At 68.2% G+C, this 18,933-nt stretch carries 20 protein-coding genes and 2 pseudogenes; 14 read left to right on the forward strand and 8 right to left on the reverse strand.

Annotation, left to right across the window (positions count from 1 at the left end; all coding sequences use genetic code 11):
* The first annotated feature begins 507 nt into the window (after positions 1-507).
* Entirely contained in the window at positions 508-969 is a 462-nt protein-coding gene (locus MKK63_RS25330; protein ID WP_244006579.1) for a DsrE family protein, read from the forward strand.
* A gap of 16 nt (positions 970-985) precedes the next feature.
* On the opposite strand, the gene MKK63_RS25335 is transcribed toward MKK63_RS25330, so the two are convergent.
* Entirely contained in the window at positions 986-1,216 is a 231-nt protein-coding gene (locus MKK63_RS25335) for a GDCCVxC domain-containing (seleno)protein (protein WP_244006580.1), read from the reverse strand.
* A 58-nt stretch (positions 1,217-1,274) separates the two neighbouring features.
* Positions 1,275-1,949, reverse strand: a complete 675-nt coding sequence (locus MKK63_RS25340) for a Crp/Fnr family transcriptional regulator (RefSeq protein ID WP_244006581.1) — start codon at positions 1,947-1,949, stop codon at positions 1,275-1,277.
* 213 nt (positions 1,950-2,162) lie between these two features.
* Between MKK63_RS25340 and MKK63_RS25345 the strand changes: the two genes are divergently transcribed.
* From MKK63_RS25345 to MKK63_RS25355, 3 genes are read left to right on the forward strand one after another with little or no spacing between them, the layout of a single operon-like run.
* Positions 2,163-2,963 carry a pentapeptide repeat-containing protein gene (locus MKK63_RS25345; protein ID WP_244006584.1) on the forward strand — a complete coding sequence of 267 codons (801 nt, stop codon included), beginning with the start codon at positions 2,163-2,165 and terminating at the stop codon, positions 2,961-2,963.
* 41 nt (positions 2,964-3,004) lie between these two features.
* Complete coding sequence (locus tag MKK63_RS25350) at positions 3,005-3,394, forward strand: thioredoxin family protein (protein ID WP_244006587.1); 390 nt, start codon at positions 3,005-3,007, stop codon at positions 3,392-3,394.
* A 6-nt stretch (positions 3,395-3,400) separates the two neighbouring features.
* Positions 3,401-4,120, forward strand: coding sequence for a cytochrome c biogenesis CcdA family protein (locus tag MKK63_RS25355; RefSeq protein WP_244006588.1), 720 nt, complete (start codon positions 3,401-3,403; stop codon positions 4,118-4,120).
* 90 nt (positions 4,121-4,210) lie between these two features.
* Here MKK63_RS25355 and MKK63_RS25360 read toward each other — a convergent pair whose 3' ends face one another.
* Positions 4,211-4,567: a regulator gene (locus MKK63_RS25360; protein WP_313901800.1), complete on the reverse strand. Its 357-nt coding sequence runs from the start codon at positions 4,565-4,567 to the stop codon at positions 4,211-4,213.
* 222 nt (positions 4,568-4,789) lie between these two features.
* Between MKK63_RS25360 and MKK63_RS25365 the strand changes: the two are divergent.
* Positions 4,790-4,879 (forward strand): annotated as a pseudogene (locus MKK63_RS25365) (DUF4113 domain-containing protein); the annotation flags it as partial.
* A gap of 152 nt (positions 4,880-5,031) precedes the next feature.
* On the opposite strand, the pseudogene MKK63_RS25370 reads toward MKK63_RS25365, so the two are convergent.
* Positions 5,032-5,898, reverse strand: a pseudogene (locus MKK63_RS25370) (DUF4131 domain-containing protein); the annotation flags it as partial.
* 181 nt (positions 5,899-6,079) lie between these two features.
* Here MKK63_RS25370 and gltX point away from each other — a divergent pair.
* The 4 genes from gltX to MKK63_RS25390 all read left to right on the forward strand — a co-directional run bounded on the left by gltX (position 6,080) and on the right by MKK63_RS25390 (position 10,301).
* The gene (gltX, locus tag MKK63_RS25375; RefSeq protein WP_244006589.1) at positions 6,080-7,507 is read left to right on the forward strand and encodes a glutamate--tRNA ligase; all 1,428 of its coding nucleotides are present in this window, start codon (positions 6,080-6,082) and stop codon (positions 7,505-7,507) included.
* 236 nt (positions 7,508-7,743) lie between these two features.
* Entirely contained in the window at positions 7,744-9,033 is a 1,290-nt protein-coding gene (gltA, locus tag MKK63_RS25380) for a citrate synthase (RefSeq protein ID WP_244006590.1), read from the forward strand.
* A gap of 80 nt (positions 9,034-9,113) precedes the next feature.
* A complete protein-coding gene (locus tag MKK63_RS25385) occupies positions 9,114-9,980 on the forward strand; it encodes a DNA-3-methyladenine glycosylase (RefSeq protein WP_279574869.1) in 867 nt (288 codons plus the stop codon).
* 72 nt (positions 9,981-10,052) lie between these two features.
* Positions 10,053-10,301 (forward strand): amino acid transporter protein, encoded by a 249-nt coding sequence (locus MKK63_RS25390; RefSeq protein WP_244006591.1) that lies wholly within the window; start codon positions 10,053-10,055, stop codon positions 10,299-10,301.
* A gap of 273 nt (positions 10,302-10,574) precedes the next feature.
* Here MKK63_RS25390 and parC read toward each other — a convergent pair whose 3' ends face one another.
* Both parC and recO read right to left on the reverse strand, forming a co-directional pair.
* Complete coding sequence (gene parC / locus MKK63_RS25395) at positions 10,575-12,821, reverse strand: DNA topoisomerase IV subunit A (protein WP_244006592.1); 2,247 nt, start codon at positions 12,819-12,821, stop codon at positions 10,575-10,577.
* Positions 12,822-12,930: 109 nt separating this feature from the next.
* Positions 12,931-13,650 carry a DNA repair protein RecO gene (recO, locus tag MKK63_RS25400; RefSeq protein WP_244006594.1) on the reverse strand — a complete coding sequence of 240 codons (720 nt, stop codon included), beginning with the start codon at positions 13,648-13,650 and terminating at the stop codon, positions 12,931-12,933.
* Positions 13,651-13,776: 126 nt separating this feature from the next.
* On the opposite strand from recO, the gene MKK63_RS25405 reads away from it, so the two are divergent.
* Together MKK63_RS25405 and MKK63_RS25410 are read left to right on the forward strand one after the other, a co-directional pair.
* Positions 13,777-14,175, forward strand: coding sequence for a hypothetical protein (locus MKK63_RS25405; RefSeq protein WP_244006596.1), 399 nt, complete (start codon positions 13,777-13,779; stop codon positions 14,173-14,175).
* Between the two features lie 19 nt (positions 14,176-14,194).
* A complete protein-coding gene (locus tag MKK63_RS25410; RefSeq protein ID WP_244006597.1) occupies positions 14,195-14,890 on the forward strand; it encodes a gamma-glutamylcyclotransferase in 696 nt (231 codons plus the stop codon).
* A gap of 3 nt (positions 14,891-14,893) precedes the next feature.
* Here the strand turns inward: MKK63_RS25410 and MKK63_RS25415 are convergent, their stop codons facing one another.
* Complete coding sequence (locus MKK63_RS25415) at positions 14,894-15,037, reverse strand: hypothetical protein (RefSeq protein WP_243918813.1); 144 nt, start codon at positions 15,035-15,037, stop codon at positions 14,894-14,896.
* Positions 15,038-15,313: 276 nt separating this feature from the next.
* On the opposite strand from MKK63_RS25415, the gene MKK63_RS25420 reads away from it, so the two are divergent.
* Positions 15,314-15,937, forward strand: coding sequence for a hypothetical protein (locus MKK63_RS25420; protein WP_244006598.1), 624 nt, complete (start codon positions 15,314-15,316; stop codon positions 15,935-15,937).
* A 57-nt stretch (positions 15,938-15,994) separates the two neighbouring features.
* On the opposite strand, the gene MKK63_RS25425 is transcribed toward MKK63_RS25420, so the two are convergent.
* Positions 15,995-17,026 carry a LacI family DNA-binding transcriptional regulator gene (locus MKK63_RS25425; RefSeq protein ID WP_244006599.1) on the reverse strand — a complete coding sequence of 344 codons (1,032 nt, stop codon included), beginning with the start codon at positions 17,024-17,026 and terminating at the stop codon, positions 15,995-15,997.
* Positions 17,027-17,232: 206 nt separating this feature from the next.
* Between MKK63_RS25425 and MKK63_RS25430 the strand changes: the two genes are divergently transcribed.
* Positions 17,233-17,556, forward strand: coding sequence for a hypothetical protein (locus tag MKK63_RS25430; RefSeq protein WP_244006600.1), 324 nt, complete (start codon positions 17,233-17,235; stop codon positions 17,554-17,556).
* Between the two features lie 9 nt (positions 17,557-17,565).
* Positions 17,566-18,915 carry an alpha-glucosidase/alpha-galactosidase gene (locus MKK63_RS25435; RefSeq protein ID WP_244006602.1) on the forward strand — a complete coding sequence of 450 codons (1,350 nt, stop codon included), beginning with the start codon at positions 17,566-17,568 and terminating at the stop codon, positions 18,913-18,915.
* Positions 18,916-18,933 lie beyond the last annotated feature (18 nt).

Here is an 18,933-nt window from a genome sequence, read left to right on the forward strand (position 1 = left end):
CGGCGGAAGGTCGCAGGACAAAGGCGATTGGCGGCGGTTCGGGCTCCCATCCGTCCCACATAGACTGACCGCGACATCCCTTACAGCGCCTGGGGCCACACATTGCGATAATTCTACCTGACCTTCAGTTCATATGGACGGCTCTGTCAGTGTGCGGGCTGCAGAATTGCATTGAAACACTGGCCCCATCGGATGTGATGAATGGCTGGAATGGACTGGGATGCACCCGAAGCAGATTTTAAATTCAGCCAACAAGGCGTCTTCATGTTCCTCTCAACGCGAACGCCATTGAGCATCCCTTCTCACACGGGCATCCGGATATGGTTTAGGCTTCGTTGATCCCGGCAGCGAGCAACGGGAAGCGCTTCCTTGTGCCCGCTGCCCTCGGAAACGTATGCTCCTACCCATCTACTGGAACGGTATGCTCAAGGGCCGGGAATGGATGGCCAAGCCTAAGGTCGCAGCCTGATCCCCCACCGCACCACGACCATCGGAAGGAAGATGCCCATGAGACGCCGGACGTTCACCGTGGCGCTGTCCCTTCTCGCCTTGATAGCGGTCCCCGCCATGGCGGCAAGCGAGGTGCCCGCGGGGTACTATTCCGACCAGAAGGTCGTCTACCAGAACGACGGCGGGGCGCCGGACAACGCCACCTACTTCAAGCACATCCTCGGCAACATGAAGAACCACATCGAGGCGGTGGGCAAGGACCATATCCAGGTCCGGGTGGTCGACTTCGGCGATGGCGTCGACCTGTTCAAGATGGCCTCGAACGACCCCAAGCTCGCAGGCCAGATCGACGCCCTAAAGGCCGAGGGCGTGAAGTTCCTGATCTGCAAAAACACCCTGACCCAGAGGAAGATCGACTGGCACGAGCTGCACGGCGTGACTGAGGAGGACATCGTTCCGAGCGGGGTCGCCGAGTTGGTCCGTCTCCAGGGAATGGGCTTCACGTACGTCCACCCCTGAGACCAGCGGGCTTCCCTTACCCGCAGCAACTGGGAGGTTGTCCCGTCAGGGCAGCCTCCTGGATCGGCGGGCAAGGTGCGTCCCCGTAGGAACAGAACACGCAGCAATCCCCCGCCTTCGGGCGCAGGACGACACCGCACCCTACGCAGTCGTGGAAGAAGCGGCAGGCGTCGGTTGGCATCGTCTCCGTCATCCGATGTCCGCAATGCGGGCAGGTGAGCGTGGATCGTAGCTGAGCCGTCGTCATCGTGCAGTCCTGGCAGTCGGTGGTGCCGATAGGGTTGGAGGCAATGGACGCCTCCAGGTCAGTTCAGCCTTCCGGCGGCCAGGCCAGCCCGGTCCATGACCTGGACCTGCCCGCGGCGGATCTCGACCAGACCGGTATCGGCCCATTCCCCGAGCAGGCGGCTGACGACCTCCCGGACGCTGCCGACGTCGGCGGCGAGCGCCTGATGCGTCTTCCAGACGATGCCGTCTGCATCGGCCTCGACCAGCAGGCGTCGCGCAAGCCTCTGTTCCAGCGGTGCGAAGGCCACCTCCTCGACGAGGTCGAACACGGCGGTCAGGAGCTTGGTGTAGTCGTCGAGGACGAAGTCCCGAAACTCGTCGCTCTCCCGCATCAATTGGCGGAAGGTGTCGGCCGGCAACGCCGCCAGTTCGGTCCGGCTCTCCGCGACGCTCTGCGCGGGGAAGCCGCCGCCCGACAGGAGGCACTGGGTGGTGAGGACACAGGTCCCGCCAGCGCCGACCTTGTAGATCAGCATCTCCCGGCCGGTCTCGGACATCCGGAACACCCGGGTCCTCCCATCGATGCACATGAGATAATTCGCACACGCACCCTGAAGCTCGTAGGCAATCGCGCCAGACTCAAGCACGGGGAAATGCACGTTGCCGCGCGCGATCTGGAGATGGTTCGCGCTGAAATTTCGGACCAGCGGAAATCGCTCGATCCAGCGTTCGATCTGATGGGCGGTCTGCATCGTCGTCCTCCCTGGGCCGGCGGTCGTTGGATGCCGCCATGCCCACGACTCAAGCGTTATAATTTCGGAATCCGTAGCCTTCGGTGACTTGGGTCACAGACGTTTGCGCCGGCATTCCATACCACTGTCGTCACTGAACAAAAAACCGTCCGGCAAGACCGTGAGGAAGCAGAAGCTTTCCGCGGGCCGGGGCGAAACCAACCGGGAGAAACCATGCGCCGCCTCGTCTCTCTTCTGCTCGCTTCCGTCCTCCTGGCCGCTCCGGCCCATGCCGAGCAGGACCTGCTCCTGGGTGCCGACATGAACTCCGCGGCGATGACGAAGGCCGAGATGACCCGAGCCGACGTCGAGGCGCTGATCGCCAAGGCCGACGGCAAGCCCATCGACCTGAGTGATAAGGCGCTCGCCGGCCTCGACCTGTCGGGCCTGAACCTCAAGGGTGCGAACCTGCGCACCGCCCGCCTCAACAAGGCCAACCTGCGCGGCGCCGACCTGTCCGGCGCCAACCTGGAGCAGGCCTGGTTCATCAAGGCCGACCTCTCGGGCGCCAAGCTCGTCGGCGCCAAGATGTTCGGCATCACCGCCCGCGACGCGAACCTCAGCGGCGCCGACCTCAGCCAGTCGATGCCCATCGGCGACTTCAAGGGCGCCAACATGGCCGGGGCGACCTTGGTCGACCTCAAGGGCGGCGCCGACATCAAGAACCAGTCCATGGGCCTGATGCGGGCCGTGTTCGTCTCGGTGAACCTCAAGGGAGCCAACCTTAAGGGGGCGAACCTGGGCCGCTCGCGGCTGGAATACGCCGATCTCACCGACGCGGACCTGACCGACGTGGTGCTGATGGGGTCCGACCTGTCGGGGGCCAACCTCACCGGCGCGACCATTGCCGGGGCCGACTTCAAGAACGTCGACGTCACCGCCGCCCGTCTCATCGATCTGAAGGGCCAGGACAGCGCCAAGGATTGGTCGACCCGCGTGAACGTCGACCGCGCGATTACTCAGGCATCGAACTGAGCCCTCTTCCACCTCGACCAATTCACGAAGGAAAAACATCCATGACCACCCGCCGCATCCTGCTCGCCGCTTTCGCCGTCGCCCCCATGCTGTTCGGCACCGCCGCCGGCGCCGCCGAGATGACCTACACGCCCGCCGCCTTCGAGGCCGCCCAGAAGGCCGGCAAGCCGATCCTCGTGCACATCACCGCCCCGTGGTGCACCACCTGCGCCGCCCAGAAGCCGATCCTGTCGAAGCTTGAGGCCGACCCGAAGTTCAAGGACCTGCAGGTGTTCGACGTCGACTTCGACAGCCGCAAGGACGTGGTCAAGCAGTTCGGCGCGACGATGCAGAGCACGCTCATCACCTACAAGGGTGAGAAGGAGACCGGCCGCTCGGCCGGTGAGACCAAGCCCGAGGCGATCTCGTCGCTCCTCGACAAGGCGATCTGAGCCGTCATGGTCACGAGCCTGGGCCTCGCCTTCCTCGCCGGCATCCTCTCGGTGCTGTCACCCTGCGTGCTGCCGCTGCTGCCGCTGGTGCTCGGCGCGGCGGCCTCGGAGCACAGGCTCGGCCCGGCGGCGCTCGCCGCCGGGCTCGCCCTGTCGTTCGTAGTGATCGGGCTGTTCGTGGCTACCGTCGGCTTCGCCATCGGCCTCGACGCCGGCATCTTCCGGACCGGCGCAGCCATCATGCTCATCCTGATCGGGCTGGTCCTGATGGTCCCGGCAGCCCAGACTCGGTTGGCCGTGGCTGCCGGTCCGGTGAGCAACTGGACGGAAAGCCGTTTCGGCGGCTTCTCCACCGCCGGCCTGCTCGGTCAGTTCGGCGTCGGGGTGCTGCTCGGCGCGGTATGGAGCCCGTGCGTCGGGCCAACCCTCGGTGCGGCCTCGCTGCTCGCCTCCCAGGGTCGCGACCTCGGCGTCGTTGCGCTGACCATGCTCCTGTTCGGCCTCGGAGCCGCCCTGCCGCTCCTGCTACTCGGGACGCTGTCGCGCGAGGTGCTGATGCGCTGGCGCGACCGTATGATGGGGCTGGGCAAGGGGCTGAAGGCGGCGCTCGGCCTGATCCTCGTCGCCACCGGCCTGATGATCGCCTCGGGGTACGACAAGGCGGCCGAGACCGCGCTGGTCAACGCCTCGCCAGCGTGGCTGACCAACCTGACCACGCGCCTTTGACGCCCTGGATCGGACGAGTTCCGCATTCGCGTGGTTCGGCGGATCAGGAAGGATGCGGGGATGCCTTCGGCATCTCCGCATTCGCAATGGTCACGCCGCCCTGGCGGTGACCTTCTCATACGTGCCCGTCGCAACCTGCTCTTCGAGCTGGGCCTTGAAGTCCCCGATCCCGAGGACCTGGACGGGATTGCCCGCGTCGTCGAGGAACTCGTAGAGCGCGTCCTCGATGTTTCGGTTGCTGAAGAACACGATGGCGTCCTCGTCGCCGCCGCCTTCCATGTGCGGTTCGCCGTTCGCCATGCCGGATACGTAGCTGCCGGTCGGGCGGGTCTCCTTGTGGGTCCCATCCGGTCGATAGAACCTTAGCTCGCCCTGCATCACGAGCGTCACGTAGGGGCTCTTGTGCCGGTGCAGCATCACCTTCTGGTTCGCCGCGAACTTGAACACGACGTCGACGATGCGGTTCTCCTCGTCGACCTTTTAGACGAAGAACGCGATGTGGGGGAGCCAATCGAGCGTCCGCCACGTGATGTTGGTGTCGTCGAACATGTGGTTCGGCATCTCGTTTCCTCCCGTTCCCACATCCGGCCGCTCACGGGCGACGCACGCCTTTCCGCCGCGTCGGATGGATTTCGTTGAGGCAACGTTTCCCGCCGTTAGTCGATGCACCCGCAGTGCGAATGGTCGACCAAGTTCGAGATGCGGTCTCCTCGCTACACCACGCGGCTGGATGAGTTGCCGGTAGTTGCCGCGGCGTGACGCCGATCGATGGCGGGCGTAGCCGGCGCATCGCGACGATGCCTGGCGCCGGCAGGCGGGCCGAGCCCGCGATGGTCCCCCGGCAAACGGAGGCGGGCCGAGTTTCTCGGCGACGGACGGGTGCCGGAAGAATGCCGGCAAGCCCGCACCTATGAGACCACGTGGTAGATGCCGGCGGCGCGCAGGGCATCGTTGCTGGCCGGGCCAATCAGCCCACGCTTGCCGGTCACCAGGGCGGCCGCCACCGCCCCCGCCTGGCCGCCCTCGGCCTCGGCGATCCGGCGGGTCAGGACGTTGCGGGCCTCGTCCAACATCGCGGCGAGACGCAGGCGCAGGGGCGGCGGTTCCGTGGGGGCTCGGATTTTGACGGCGCCGACGAGCGAGCCAACCGCGCCGATCCCCTGAAAATACGCGTCCCGGGCGAAGTCGTAGCCGCCGGGCCGGGCCGCCTCCGGAGGCGGCAGGAGGCGCGCAGTCGCCGCGATGGTTTCGCCCGGCCGCGGGATCGGCGTCTTGCGGAACGAGACGCGCACCCGGGCCGGCCGCACCTCCGGGCCGAGCCCGGCAAAGCTGTCCACCCGGATCACCAGCCGGGCGCCGACCTCGCGCTCGTCGAGTGCCTCGATCGTCCCGGTGAGCGGCCCGATCGTGGTCCGTGTCAGGATCGGCGCGGCCACCTGCGCGACACGCCAGGTCGCCGCCGCGAAGCCGAGGAACGCGAACCCCGCGGCGAGCGCCAGCGCCATCGCCACCGGCCGCGCCCCCAGGAACGGCACAGGCGCGAGTGCCAGTGCGGCCCCGATCAGCGGGGCAGCCAGGACGGGCGTACCGTCCGCGACCCCGAAATACAGCAGGATCCCGGCCCCGAAGGCGACCGCCAGCCAGGGGAACAGGCGGCGCTGCTCGGCCTCCTGGGCAAGGCCCTCGGCCACCCAATGCCGGAAAGCCGGAAGCGCGGGCGCACGCGGGGCGGCGAGCACAAGGGCGCCCCCCGTCAGCCTCGCGCCGATCCGCCGCATTGCCCCTGCCTCGATCCGCGCGACCTGTCGTCGGCGGCCGGGCGATTCCCCGGGCGATTCTTAACGCATCCGCGGCCCCGTGCTACAGGCGCCGCTTCGTGCTACGGGCGCCCTTTCGAGCCTGCCCGTGTCGCGCTCACCGTCTCGCGCTTCCCGCCTCGCCCCCGAACATACCGGACCGATGTCCTCAGCCGTCGTCACGCGCTTCGCCCCCTCGCCCACCGGCTACCTGCATATCGGCGGGGCTCGCACGGCGCTGTTCAACTGGCTCTATGCCCGCCACACGGGCGGCCGGATGCTGCTGCGCATCGAGGACACCGATCGGGAGCGCTCGACCAAGGGCGCGATCGACGCGATTCTCGACGGGCTCACTTGGCTGGGCCTCGACTGGGACGGCGACGTGGTGTTCCAGTTCGCCCGCGCCGAGCGCCATCGCGCCGTGGCCGAGGAGTTGCTGGCCGCGGGGCGCGCCTATCATTGCTACGCCACCGCCGAGGAACTCACGCAGATGCGGGACAGTGCCCGCGCCGAGGGGCGGGCCCCGCGCTACGACGGCCGCTGGCGCGACCGCGATCCGTCCGACGCGCCCGCCGGTGTCAAGCCGGTGATCCGTCTGCGCGCGCCCGCCGAGGGTGAGACCGTGGTGGAGGACGCCGTCCAGGGTCGGGTGACCTGGGCCAACAAGGATCTCGACGATCTCGTCCTGCTGCGCTCGGACGGAAACCCGACTTACATGCTCGCCGTGGTGGTCGACGACCACGACATGGGCGTCACCCAGGTGATCCGCGGCGACGACCACCTCACCAATGCCGCCCGCCAGGCCCAGATCTTCTCGGCGCTCGGCTGGGACATCCCCAAGATGGCCCATATCCCGCTGATCCACGGGGCGGACGGGGCCAAGCTCTCGAAACGCCACGGGGCGCTCGGCGTCGAGGCCTATCGCGACCTCGGCTACCTGCCGGCGGCGCTCCGCAACTACCTCGTGCGGCTCGGCTGGAGCCATGGCGACCAGGAGGTGTTCTCCACCGAGGAGATGATCGCGGCCTTCGATCTCGGCTCGGTGGGGCGTTCCGCGGCCCGGTTCGACTTCGCCAAGCTCGCCAACCTCAACGGCCTCTACATCCGCGGCAGCGCCGATGCCGACCTCGTCGCGGCGATCGAGACGATCCTGCCGCAGGTCGGGCCCGAGCGCGGCCTGTCGGCGCCGCTGCCACCGGATCTCAAGGACAAGCTCACCCTGGCCATGCCGGGGCTGAAGGAGCGGGCCAAGACCCTGATCGAACTCCTCGACAGCGCCTACTACCTCTACGCCCAGCGCCCGTTGGGGCTCGACGACAAGGCCCGCGCGCTTCTCTCCGATGAGGGCCGTGCGCGCCTCGCTGGCGTGAAGCCGGCCTTGGAGGCGCTCCCCGCGTGGAGCGCGGCCTCGACCGAGGGCGCGGTGCGCCAGTACGCGGAGGAAGCGGGCTGCAAGCTCGGTCAGGTGGCCCAGCCCCTGCGGGCGGCGCTCACCGGCCGCACCACCTCCCCGCCCCTGTTCGACGTGATGGCGGTGCTCGGTCGGGACGAGACCCTGGCTCGCCTCGGCGATCAGGCGCCGCAGGACTGACGCCGGCCGGGAACCGCGGGCTACGGCCTGGATTTCGCATGGTGCGATTCGTTTGACGAATTCGCTTGGCGTCGGGGTTGGGTTGTCACCGACCCCGTTGCTGCTGCAGTGCCGTTTGGGTAACCCATGCCAGTGAGCACCCGCAGCATAACGCGGTGTGCTTGAGGCCCCCGGGGCCGATTCGGCACAGCCCGGGTCCGGCATCCGCCACGTCGCCAGAGAAGGGTCCACGATCCATGAGCGCACCCAGCACCATCACCGTGGATGGCAAGTCGATCGAATTGCCGGTGAAAACCGGCACGATCGGGCCGGACGTCATCGATATCGGCAAGCTCTACGCCCAGACCGGCGCCTTCACCTTCGATCCGGGCTTCACCTCGACGGCGAGCTGCGAATCAAAGATCACCTACATCGACGGCGACGAGGGCGTGCTGCTCTACCGCGGCTACCCGATCGAGCAGCTCGCCGAGAAGGGCGACTTCCTCGAGACCTGCTACCTGATGCTGTTCGGCGCCCTGCCGACCGCCGGCCAGCGGGCCGATTTCGAGTATCGGGTCACGCGCCACACCATGGTGCACGACCAGATGAACCGGTTCTTCACCGGCTTCCGCCGCGACGCGCACCCGATGGCCGTGATGGTGGCCTCGGTCGGCGCCCTCTCGGCCTTCTACCACGACTCGACCGACATTACGGACGAGAGCCAGCGGCTGATCGCGTCGATCCGCATGATCGCCAAGATGCCGACGCTCGCCGCGATGGCCTACAAGTACTCGATCGGCCAGCCCTTCGTGTATCCGAAAAACGACCTCGACTACACCTCGAACTTCCTGCGGATGTGTTACGCAGTTCCGTGTGAAGAGTACGAGGTCAACCCGGTCTTCGCCAAGGCGCTCGACAAGATTTTCATCCTGCATGCCGACCACGAGCAGAACGCCTCGACCTCGACGGTGCGGCTTGCCGGCTCCTCGGGTGCCAACCCGTTCGCCTGTATCGCGGCCGGCGTCGCCTGCCTGTGGGGGCCGGCCCATGGCGGTGCCAACGAGGCCGCGCTCAAGATGCTGATGGAGATCGGCACGCCGGAGAACGTCGGCAAGTACGTTGCCAAGGCCAAGGACAAGAACGACCCGTTCCGGCTGATGGGCTTCGGCCACCGGGTCTACAAGAACTATGATCCGCGCGCCCGGATCATGCAGAGCACCACCCATCAGGTGCTGAAGGAGCTCGGCAAGACCGACGATCCGCTGCTCCACGTCGCCCTGGAGCTGGAGCAGATCGCACTCAAGGACGAGTACTTCATCGAGAAGAAGCTCTACCCGAACATCGATTTCTACTCCGGCATCACCCTCAAGGCGATGGGCTTCCCGACCGACATGTTCACGGTGCTGTTCGCGGTGGCCCGCACGGTCGGCTGGATCGCCCAGTGGGCCGAGATGATCGAGGATCCGTCGCAGAAGATCGGCCGCCCGCGCCAGCTCTACGTGGGTCCGGCCCAGCGCGACTACGTGGCGGTCGATCAGCGCAGCTGAGGCGGGACCTGTCGCGGGACGCAACCAGCGGGGCGGCCGAGAGGCCGCCCTTCGTATTTGCAGAGGCGAACGCGCTCCGCCTGTCCTATCGACCGCCCTACTACTGGGCGGCGATCCGCGCGTTCCTGGCCAAGCGGGTGATCCCGGGCGTCGAGACGACGGATCCCGCGGCGGCCTACGCGCGCACGATCAGCGTCGCGGGGCGGCACGGGCTCCTGAGGGTGGCGCCCGGCGAGGAGGGCCTGCACGTCGCGCTGCGCGGCGTCGAGGCCGGGCACGCAGAATCTGTCGGCGGGCGCCTGCGCCACCTGTTCGACTGCGACGCCGATCCCGGCGCCATCGCGACCTGCCTCGCCGGGGATCCGGTCCTGGCCCCGCTCGTCGCCGCGCGGCCGGGATTGCGCCTGCCGGGGGCGTGGGACCCTTTCGAGACCGGCTGTCGGGCGATCCTCGGCCAGCAGGTGTCGGTGGCGGCCGCGACTGGGCTCGCCGGCAAGTTGGTGGCGGCGTTCGGCACACCGCTCGCGGAGCCGATGGGCGGCCTGACCCACGTCTTTCCCGCGCCGGCGGACCTGGTCGAGGCGGATGTCGCCCTGGCGCTCAACATGCCGCGGGCCCGTGGCGCGGCGATCCGGGCGCTGGCCGCGGCGGCGCTGGCCGACCCGGACCTGTTCGCCCCGGCCGAGTCCCTGGAGGCCGCGGTGCTCCGCTTCACGGCGATCCGCGGGATCGGTCCCTGGACGGCGCAGTATATCGCCATGCGGGCGCTCAAGCTGCCCGACGCCCTGCCGGTGGGCGATGTCGGGCTGTTGCGGGCGCTGGAGACCGGCACCGGGCGGCCGAGTCCGGCGGAGCTCCTGGCCCGGGCGGAGGCGTGGCGCCCGTTTCGGGCCTACGCGGCACAGCACCTCTGGGCGGCCGACGAGGCGACCGTGAAGGGGTGGTGAGGCGGCCGGCAGGCTCATAGTCCGCGTCGCCGGTATCGGCTAAGCTTGCGGCCGGCCGGGGGCTCTGGTTCGATGTCGGAAGCGGAGAGCGAAGCGCGCGACACGCTCGTGGCGAACGAGCGGATCACGTTCTCGGCGACCTACGTCAACGGCCTCGCTGTCGCGATCTTCGCCGTCGGCGGTTTCGCGCCGTTCGTCTCGACCGCCCTTTCGGATCGTCCGCACTTCGCGCCCGTGCTCATCGCCATGGTGGTTTGCTGGATCATGAGTGGCGCCATGCATTGGGCCGTGAGGTACGCATTGCGGAACCTCCGGCCATGACGACAGCCCAGCTTCTCCTCCTGCTCGCGGTTCCGATCGGCGGCGGCGTGCTCGCCTTCGGTGCGCTCTGGCTCGCCCAGCGGGCGCATTGAGGACAGGGGCCTCCGCACCGCGGAAACCACGCCCAATCGCGCCCTCTTTCTGAGCTGCGGCAGAGCCGTCCCGAAGGATGGCTTCAGGAGCCGCGGTGCTCGCTGGAGGCCTCTTTCGAGGCCTCCGCCATGCTCCGGCACCTCAGACGAGGGGGGCGAACTGGAACGCGCCCGCCCTCTCTCACCGCCCGAACCGCTCGAACTTCGGGAAGCTGCGCGCCATCATCAGGCCCACCTCCGCCCGGTGACCGAGCCACTTCTCCAGCACCGTCGCGTTGGCGAGGCGACCTTCGGCCGAGCCGTCCTGCCAGGGCAGACCATCCGCCAGCTTGAACACGTGCGCGTCAATCAGCCCGCCGCTGCGGCAGCGCTGGAGCCGGACGCCCTTGCCGCGGGCGAGTTCGGCCACCTCGGAAACCGGGAAGATCAGGAGCAGCTTTTCCGTGTTGACCACCGCCACGTGGTCGCCATCCGCCGGCACCAGCACGGCCGCGGTAGCGTCGCCATCGAGGCCCAGCACGCTCTTGCCCTTGCGGGTGTTAGCGACGAGCGCGTCTGACGGCGCCACGAAGCCGCGCCCGTCCGAGCCCGCGATCAGCAACTTGGTCTCCGGCCGGTAGGGCAGGGCCGCCACGATCTCGGTGCCGTCGTCGAGGTCGGCCATCAGCCGCACCGGATCGCCGAAGCCGCGCCCGCCCGGTAGCTTCGAGGCCTCCAGGGTGAACACCTTGCCGTTGGTGGCAAGCAGCAGGATCTTCTGGGTCGTCTCGGTCGGGAAGGCGATCTTCAAGGTATCGTCGCCCTTGAAGGCCACGCCCGACAGGTCGGCGACGTGGCCCTTGAGCGCCCGGATCCAGCCCTTGTTCGAGACGATCACGGTGATCGGCTCGCGCTCGACCAGGGCCGCGGTGAAGTCGATGCCGCCGACATCGGGCGGGCTCGCCAGCGTCGTTCGGCGCTTCCCCAGCTTGGTCTCGGGGCCAAAGGTCTTCTTCACGGCGCGGATCTGCGCCTGGATCGCCTTCCACTGCGCCGGCTCGGAGGCGAGCAGGGCGTCGATCTCGGCCTTCTCGGCGGTGAGGGCATCCAGTTCGCGCTTCAGCTCCATCTCCTCCAGCTTGCGCAGGGACCGCAGGCGGGTGTCGAGGATCGCATTGGCCTGGATCTCGGTGAGTTCGAACCGGGCCATCAGGGCGGGCTTCGGCTCGTCCTCCTCGCGGATGATGCGGATCACCTCGTCGAGGTCGAGATAGACGATCAGCAATCCGCCCAGGATCTCCAGGCGCCGGTCGATCTGCCCGAGGCGGTAGCGCGAGCGGCGCTGCAGCACCACGCGGCGGTGATCGACCCATTCCCGCAGACATTCGGTAAGCCCGATCACCTTCGGCACGAGACCGCCGACCAGCACGTTCAGGTTGAGCGGGATCCGCGCCTCCAACTCGGTCAGCCGGAACAGCGATTCCATCAGAATCACCGGGTCCACGGTGCGCGAGCGCGGCTCCAGCACGACGCGCACGTCTTCGGCCGATTCATCGCGCACGTCGGCGAGCAGCGGCAGCTTCTTCTCCTGCAGCAGCTCGGCCATCTTTTCGATCAGCCGGCCCTTCGGGATGCCGTAGGGAATCTCGGTGACGACGATGTTCCACGTGCCGCGGCCGAGATCCTCCTTGGCCCAGCGGGCGCGGACCCGGAAGGCGCCGCGGCCGGTGCGGTACGCTTCGGCGATCGATTCCGCCGAATCGACCAGGATGCCGCCGGTCGGGAAGTCCGGCCCCTGCACGAACTTGGCGAGATGCGCCGAGGTCGCCTCGGGGTGATTGATCAGGTAGAGCGCCGCGTCGCACAGCTCGGCGGCGTTGTGCGGCGGGATCGAGGTCGCCATGCCGACCGCGATGCCCTGGCTGCCGTTGGCCAGGAGGTTCGGGAAGGCCGCCGGTAGGACGATCGGCTCGTCCTTCTCGCCATTGTAGGAGGGGCGGAAGTCGACCGTGTCCTCGTCGATACCATCGAGCAGGAGGCGCGCGACCTCGGTGAGCCGCGCCTCGGTGTAGCGGTAGGCGGCCGGGCCATCGCCATCGATGTTGCCGAAATTGCCCTGGCCGTCGACCAGCGGGTAGCGCTGGGCAAAGTCCTGGGAGAGCCGCACCAGGGCGTCGTAGATCGCCTGGTCGCCGTGCGGGTGGAAGTCGCCCATCACGTCGCCAACGATCTTGGCGCACTTCTTATGCGCGGTGTTGGGGTCGAGGCGGAGCAGCCGCATGCCGTACAGGATGCGCCGATGCACGGGCTTCAACCCGTCGCGGGCATCCGGCAGGGCCCGGTGCATGATCGTTGAGAGCGCGTAGGCGAGGTAGCGCTCTTCCAGCGCGGATTTCAGCTCCACGCTCTCGATCCCGTCGCCGGACGGCGGCTCGAAGGGCTGGCCCATGACGGCTCCTCAATTCAACGTCTTCACCGCGGCCCGTCAGCCGGGGGCCGCGCAACAGCGCCGACAACCCGAATCGAAGGCCGCGAAAATTTGGAACAGAACACGAACACTAGCCGGCCTCGCGGCCGAGCGCAACGAATCGCGTCCGCTCTTCGGGGGCTGCAAGACCGCGCGGACCCCAGACGTGCCGGTCTAGGAAGTATCCCGTCAAGGTGAACCCTTGTGCAACGCCGTCCGGGCCGGGGGAACCGCCTGCGTGCAGGAAGGTCGGGAGCACCAGCAGGCGGTCGCGAAACGGCTCGCCCGCCGAGGCGCTGACCGCCCGGCCGCTCTTCGGCGAGACGTACGCTAGGGCGTCGTTGCCGCCGGTGGCCGCGCAGGCGGTGAGATCGAGGCCGAAGCCGAGTTCCGATAGGATCGCCAGCTCGAAGCGCACCATCAGGGGCGGGGCGATAGCGGGATCGTCAAGGTGCTCCACGAGGATCCCCGCCGCCTCGTAGAGCTCCGGATGCGGGTCGCGCTCCGGGAGCAGCCGCAGCAAAGCCGCCAGGTGGCCGATGCCGTAGAGGGCAAGGCTCGATCCGATCAGCCGTGAGACCTGCGAGTCGAGGGGCTCCACCGCGAAGGCGCCAAGGCCCTCTTCGAGGCGCGCGCGCCACGTCAGACGGACGCGGTTGCCGGGCTGAAGCACCGGCTGCATCCGGCGCGAACGTCCGCCATGCACGAGGCCGAGGTGGCGCCCGTGAGTCTCGGTCATCGCCTCAAGGATGACGCTGCTCTCCCCGTGCCGGCGCAGGCCGAGCACCAGGGCGTCGTCGGTCCATTGCATCGAAGGTCGCGTCGGGGGTTGGGAGGGGCGCGGGGTGCGGGATCCCCGCATATAGGCCTTCGCGACGTCCGGCGCTGCCCGCGCGCTGTCCAGCCTGGGGCAGCCTTGGCCGGATAGCAGTCGCCGATGCCGCTTCGTGCCGCCCTCGCCATCGTGTTTCTCCTTACCGCCGCCGGGGCGCAGGCTGCCGCGCGCAAGTCGGCCGCCGTGGAGGACGCGCCCTCCCCGGCCCTCCTCCAGCGGATCGCTGCCCTGGCGCTCAAGCAGGTCGATTTCGGTTCGGTCTCGCTGCTGCCGGTCCGGTTCGAGGGCAGTCGCATCGCCGGGCCGATCGAGGATGGCGGCCGGGTGATCTATTGCGTGTCGGGTCACATGTACGGCCGGACCTTCGGCAAGCCCGAGAAGCCGAAGGTGGTGTTGCGCTACGCGGACGACCGGCTCACGGTGCTCGACGACGACGAGGTCTGCACCGGGCACCGCACCCGCCCCTTCCCCGAACTCGACACCCGAGGCAACAAGCGCTGAGGCTGCCGCGTTGAGGGCGATGCCGTCCCGGGATTCCCGCACCCTCGACCTCAGCCTCGATCTGATCGCCCGCGCCCATTCCGTCCCGGTGCCCGACGACCCGAGCGCCCTCGCGGTGCTTTCGGATGCGGAGCTGGGGCCAGGCCTGGACGCGATCGTCGCCGGCTGCGAGGGCAGTGCAGTCTGGGTGTTCGCCTATGGCTCGCTGATGTGGAATCCGGAATTCCCGGTGGCCGAGCGCCGGATCGGGACGGTCCGCGGCTTCCACCGCCGCTTCTGCCTGCTGCAGCGGCGCTTCCGCGGGACACCGGAGCGGCCGGGCGTCGTCCTGGCGCTCGACCGCGGCGGCCTGTGCCGGGGCATCGTGTTCCGCCTGCCCAATTCGGAGATCCGCGAGGCGCTGATGCCGGTCTGGCGCCGGGAGATGCGCGGCCGGGGCTACGTCGCCCGCTGGCTGCCGGTCGCCACCGCGGCAGGGACCGTCTCGGCCCTGACGTTCCTGGCGAACCGCGCCAGCGACCGTTACGCCGGCCGCCTGCCGGATCCCGAGATCGCCGAAAAGATCGCGGTTGCCTGCGGCCATAAGGGGCCGAGCGCCGAGTACCTGTTCCGGACCGTGGAAGCCTGCGAGCGCCTCGGCATCCGAGACCGGCACCTCTGGAGCCTGCAGGCGCTGGTGGCTGCGCGGCTCAGGGCAGGCGTCCCTGCGGCGTGAGGCTCAGGCCCAGGCGCGCTTCATCACGAGGGCGACCCGACCGCCCGCATGCTCCGCATCCGGGTTGCGCGGCTCCCGGATGCCGGGGGCGCGGCCGGTGGTGACGTAGACCAACAGCGTCAGAACGAGCAGGATCTTCGTACGCATTCATGAGGCTCAAGCTTGAGCATCGGTGCATAGGATCGATCGGTTTTTACGGAGTTGCCGCAACGCACGCGGATGCCGATGCCGCGCAGTTCGCGCCATCATGGTGAACAGAACGTTGCGGCCTGGGCTCGGTCGTCAGAAGCCGCAGACCAAAAGGCGGCGTCGACCATCGGGCAAAACGCGAAGCGGATCAGGGTCCTAGCAGAACGGTCCGGTTCCGGTTTCCGGGGCGATGCGCTATGCCGCCGGCCTGAGATCTCCACAGGCGAGGACAGGATGCGGCTTCGGATCGGCGTGGGCTTGGCGATCGTGATCATCGCGGCCGTGGCCCTCCTCGCGGGACCGTTGCGCCGCGGCGAGAGGCTGTCCGACATCCACACCGGGCGGACCCCCCTGCTGAACGGCGTCAGCCGGGCACCGGGAGGCAGCGTGGACCTCACCGGTGCCGCCGACCTAGGGACGGAACAGAGGTCGGTGACCCTGCACGTCGCCTGCGATCCGGGTGGCACCGGCTTGTCGGCGGCTCTGACCGTGCCGCGCTTCGCCGAGTTGGCGCCGCGCTTCGATTTCGCCGGGCTCGAAGGCTCCGGCAGCGAAACGCCGCTCACCGGGATCCTGGTGTCCGGCGCCGGCAGCGTGCGTTCCGTGCGCATGCCGGCCCAGGGCGCGGCGACCGGCGCAGATGCGGGCTTCGCCCTGACGGTGACCGGGGCCCGCCGCGGCGAGGATCCGCTGCGCGGAATCGCGCTGGCGCTTACGCAACCCGAGGCCAAGCTCACGTGGACCCAGGCGAGCCCGCGTTCCGGCGACCCGGCCTTGACGGCGACCTTCGCGCCTTCGGAGAGCGACGCCGCCGCGCTGAAGGGTGCCCTGGGCGGGTGCCTCGCGGCGCCGTTCTGACAGCTCGGCGTCGTGCGGGACGGCCATCCGAGGTTTGTGAGTCCGCCAAAGCGGTGATCAGGGCTTGGCGGACCCCGTCGAAGCGCGGACGATGAAATCCGGTTCCAGCCGGACCCGTGGGACGGCCGGGCTGCGGCCGTTCAGCCGCTCGAACAGCATCTGCGTCGCGATCTGACCCTGGTGCACGCCATCTGTGCGGATGGTCGTGAGCGCGGGCGTCAGCCAGGGGGCGAAGGGCAGGTCGTCGAAGCCGACCAGGGACAGATCCTGGGGCACAGTGCGGCCGAGGGCATGCGCTGCGCTGAGCACGCCGATCGCGATCGTGTCGTTGCCGGCGAAGATCGCGGTCACGTCCGGACGCCGGCTCAGCAGCGCGAGGCCGGCGCAGTGACCGCTCTCCGGACTGAAATCCCCGATCTCGATCGCGTCCGCATCCAGCGCCAGCCCATGGGCGCGCAGGCCGGCCTCCAGCGCGGCCAGGCGCGCTTCGGTGGCGATGAAGCTGCGCGGCGAGAATGTGATGGCGCCGACGCGCCGGTGGCCGAGGCCCACCACGTGATCCACCGCCTTCATCAGCGCGGGGCGTGTTGCGAAGGTCACCGCCACTTCGCGCGGGTGACGGACGGAACCGACGAGGACGAGCGGAAAATCCTTCTCGATCAGGGAAATAAGCGCTGCGTCCCCGGCCTTTGGATTGAGCACGATCAATCCGTCGATCCGCCGCGATTCCACGAGATCGTCGTAGGTGCTTCCCGGACCGTCGCTCTCTAGCCCCGCCACGAGCACATGCAGTCCGAGCTGCCGATTGGCCGTCTCCACCCCGTAGAGCACCTGGGTGACGAACTGGTCCACCAAGAGAATGGAGGGATCGGATACGATCAGGCCGATCGTCTCGCTCTGGCCGCTGACCAGCATGCGCGCGGCCGAGTTCGGCTTGTAGCCGAGTTCGCCCGCCGCCCGCAGCACCCGCTCCCGCGTCTCCTTCGCGATGACGACGCTCTCGGAGCGGTTGAGGACGAGGGAAACGGTCGCCCGTGAGACGCCGGCCTGGCGCGCCACATCGTGGCTGGTGACGCGTTTCGTCGGCATCCGTCGCCTCCGCTGACCGGCTCGGGGAGGCCATGGCCTCCGATCGGCCCACCGCGGATCCTTCGGTCCGACCGGAACGCGACTTAGGACACGGACAGCCCGTTGACAACGTCAGCTACGTGTGATGATTTCTAACTGACACGTGTTAGTAAGCGTCGCGGCACCTGTTGGCACGTGTCAGTGCGAACCTCTGGGGGGTGGTTGGCATGGTGGGGACGACGCGATCCGATTCGCAGACGCAGCGGCGGCAAAGGGAGGCTTTCACCGGCCTCCTCGCCGTCGTCCCCGCTCGTCTCGGCTTCCTGCTGTTCCACCGCCCGCCCAGGTTCCGCGCGGGTGCGATCGGTCCGACCGGCGGGACCTTGATGCATGCGGCGAACACCATCGGCCTCGACCATGACGCGCGGCGGCCGGTGGATGTGAACTCCCGGCATTCGGCGGATGTCACGCGCACCGTCTGGCTGCGCGCGATGGGCATCGCCCCCCCTGAGGGAGGCGCCTGTCCCTCCCCTCCTCCGACCGAGGCCTGAAAGACTCCCATGCGACGCCCCAAGATTACGTTCATCGGAGCCGGCTCGACCGTCTTCATGAAGAACATCATCGGCGATGTGCTGCATCGCCCGGCCTTCAAGGACGCGATCATCGCCCTGATGGATATCGACGCCGAACGACTCGCGGAGAGCGCGATCGTCGCCGGCAAGCTGGTGCGCGCCCTCGACGCCCGCGCCACGATCGAGACCTATGGCGACCGGCGCGCCTCGTTAGCGGGCGCGGATTTCGTCGTCGTGGCGTTCCAGATCGGCGGCTACGAGCCCTGCACGGTCACCGACTTCGAGATCCCGAAGCGGTTCGGCCTGCGCCAGACCATCGCCGATACGCTCGGCGTCGGCGGAATCATGCGGGGCCTGCGCACGGTGCCGCAGCTCTGGGCGATCTGCGCCGACATGGTGGAGGTCTGCCCCGAGGCGATCCTGCTACAGTACGTCAACCCGATGGCGATCAACACCTGGGCAATCACGGAAAAATTCCCGCAGATCCGGCAGGTCGGCCTGTGCCACTCGGTGCAGCACACCGCCGAGGAGCTGGCGCGCGACCTCGACATCCCCGTCGCCGAATTGCGCTACCGCACGGCGGGGATCAACCACATGGCGTTCTATCTGAAGTTCGAGCGCCGGATGCCGGACGGCTCCTTCCGCGACTTGTATCCCGATCTTCTCGACGGCTACCGCGCCGGTCGCATCCCGAAACCGTCGAGCTGGAATCCCCGCTGCCCGAACACAGTGCGCTACGAGATGTTCGCGCGGCTCGGCTACTTCGTTACCGAGAGTTCGGAGCATTTCGCCGAATACACGCCGTGGTTCATCAAGAACGGGCGCGAGGACCTGATCGAGACATACGGCATCCCGCTGGACGAGTACCCGAAGCGCTGCATCGAGCAGATCGCCCAGTGGAAGGAGCAGTCGAAGGACCTCACCGGTGACGGCACGATCGCGGTGAAGCCGAGCCACGAATACGCTTCGTCGATCATGAACGCGGTCTGGGCCGGCGAGCCTGCGGTAATCTACGGCAACCTGCGCAACGACGGTTGCATCACCTCGCTGCCCGATTCCTGCGCGGTCGAGGTGCCCTGCCTCGTGGACGCCAACGGCATCCAGCCGACCCATGTCGGGGCGCTCCCGGTCCAGCTCACGGCGCTGATCCGCACCAACATCAACGTGCAGGAACTGACCGTGAAGGCGCTGATGACAGAAAACCGCCAGCACATTTATCACGCCGCGATGATGGATCCCCACACCGCGGCCGAACTCGACCTCGACCAGATCTGGAGCCTCGTCGACCAGTTGACGGACGCCCACGGCGCGTGGCTGCCGGACTGGGCCCGCGCCTGACCGTCAGGCATTTGAACC

Source organism: Methylobacterium sp. J-088 (genome assembly GCF_022829295.1).
Classification (GTDB): domain Bacteria; phylum Pseudomonadota; class Alphaproteobacteria; order Rhizobiales; family Beijerinckiaceae; genus Methylobacterium.

Coding starts and splice junctions, on each gene's coding strand:
- gltA (WP_244006590.1), top strand. CDS start 7,744: ATGAGCGCACCCAGCACCATCACCGTGGATGGCAAGTCGATCGAATTG.
- MKK63_RS25340 (WP_244006581.1), bottom strand. CDS start 1,949: ATGCAGACCGCCCATCAGATCGAACGCTGGATCGAGCGATTTCCGCTG.
- parC (WP_244006592.1), bottom strand. CDS start 12,821: ATGGGCCAGCCCTTCGAGCCGCCGTCCGGCGACGGGATCGAGAGCGTG.
- MKK63_RS25350 (WP_244006587.1), top strand. CDS start 3,005: ATGACCACCCGCCGCATCCTGCTCGCCGCTTTCGCCGTCGCCCCCATG.
- MKK63_RS25410 (WP_244006597.1), top strand. CDS start 14,195: ATGCCGTCCCGGGATTCCCGCACCCTCGACCTCAGCCTCGATCTGATC.
- MKK63_RS25390 (WP_244006591.1), top strand. CDS start 10,053: ATGTCGGAAGCGGAGAGCGAAGCGCGCGACACGCTCGTGGCGAACGAG.
- MKK63_RS25335 (WP_244006580.1), bottom strand. CDS start 1,216: ATGACGACGGCTCAGCTACGATCCACGCTCACCTGCCCGCATTGCGGA.
- MKK63_RS25345 (WP_244006584.1), top strand. CDS start 2,163: ATGCGCCGCCTCGTCTCTCTTCTGCTCGCTTCCGTCCTCCTGGCCGCT.
- MKK63_RS25430 (WP_244006600.1), top strand. CDS start 17,233: ATGGTGGGGACGACGCGATCCGATTCGCAGACGCAGCGGCGGCAAAGG.
- MKK63_RS25405 (WP_244006596.1), top strand. CDS start 13,777: ATGCCGCTTCGTGCCGCCCTCGCCATCGTGTTTCTCCTTACCGCCGCC.
- gltX (WP_244006589.1), top strand. CDS start 6,080: ATGTCCTCAGCCGTCGTCACGCGCTTCGCCCCCTCGCCCACCGGCTAC.
- MKK63_RS25330 (WP_244006579.1), top strand. CDS start 508: ATGAGACGCCGGACGTTCACCGTGGCGCTGTCCCTTCTCGCCTTGATA.
- MKK63_RS25435 (WP_244006602.1), top strand. CDS start 17,566: ATGCGACGCCCCAAGATTACGTTCATCGGAGCCGGCTCGACCGTCTTC.
- MKK63_RS25420 (WP_244006598.1), top strand. CDS start 15,314: ATGCGGCTTCGGATCGGCGTGGGCTTGGCGATCGTGATCATCGCGGCC.
- recO (WP_244006594.1), bottom strand. CDS start 13,650: ATGCAATGGACCGACGACGCCCTGGTGCTCGGCCTGCGCCGGCACGGG.
- MKK63_RS25425 (WP_244006599.1), bottom strand. CDS start 17,026: ATGCCGACGAAACGCGTCACCAGCCACGATGTGGCGCGCCAGGCCGGC.
- MKK63_RS25415 (WP_243918813.1), bottom strand. CDS start 15,037: ATGCGTACGAAGATCCTGCTCGTTCTGACGCTGTTGGTCTACGTCACC.
- MKK63_RS25355 (WP_244006588.1), top strand. CDS start 3,401: ATGGTCACGAGCCTGGGCCTCGCCTTCCTCGCCGGCATCCTCTCGGTG.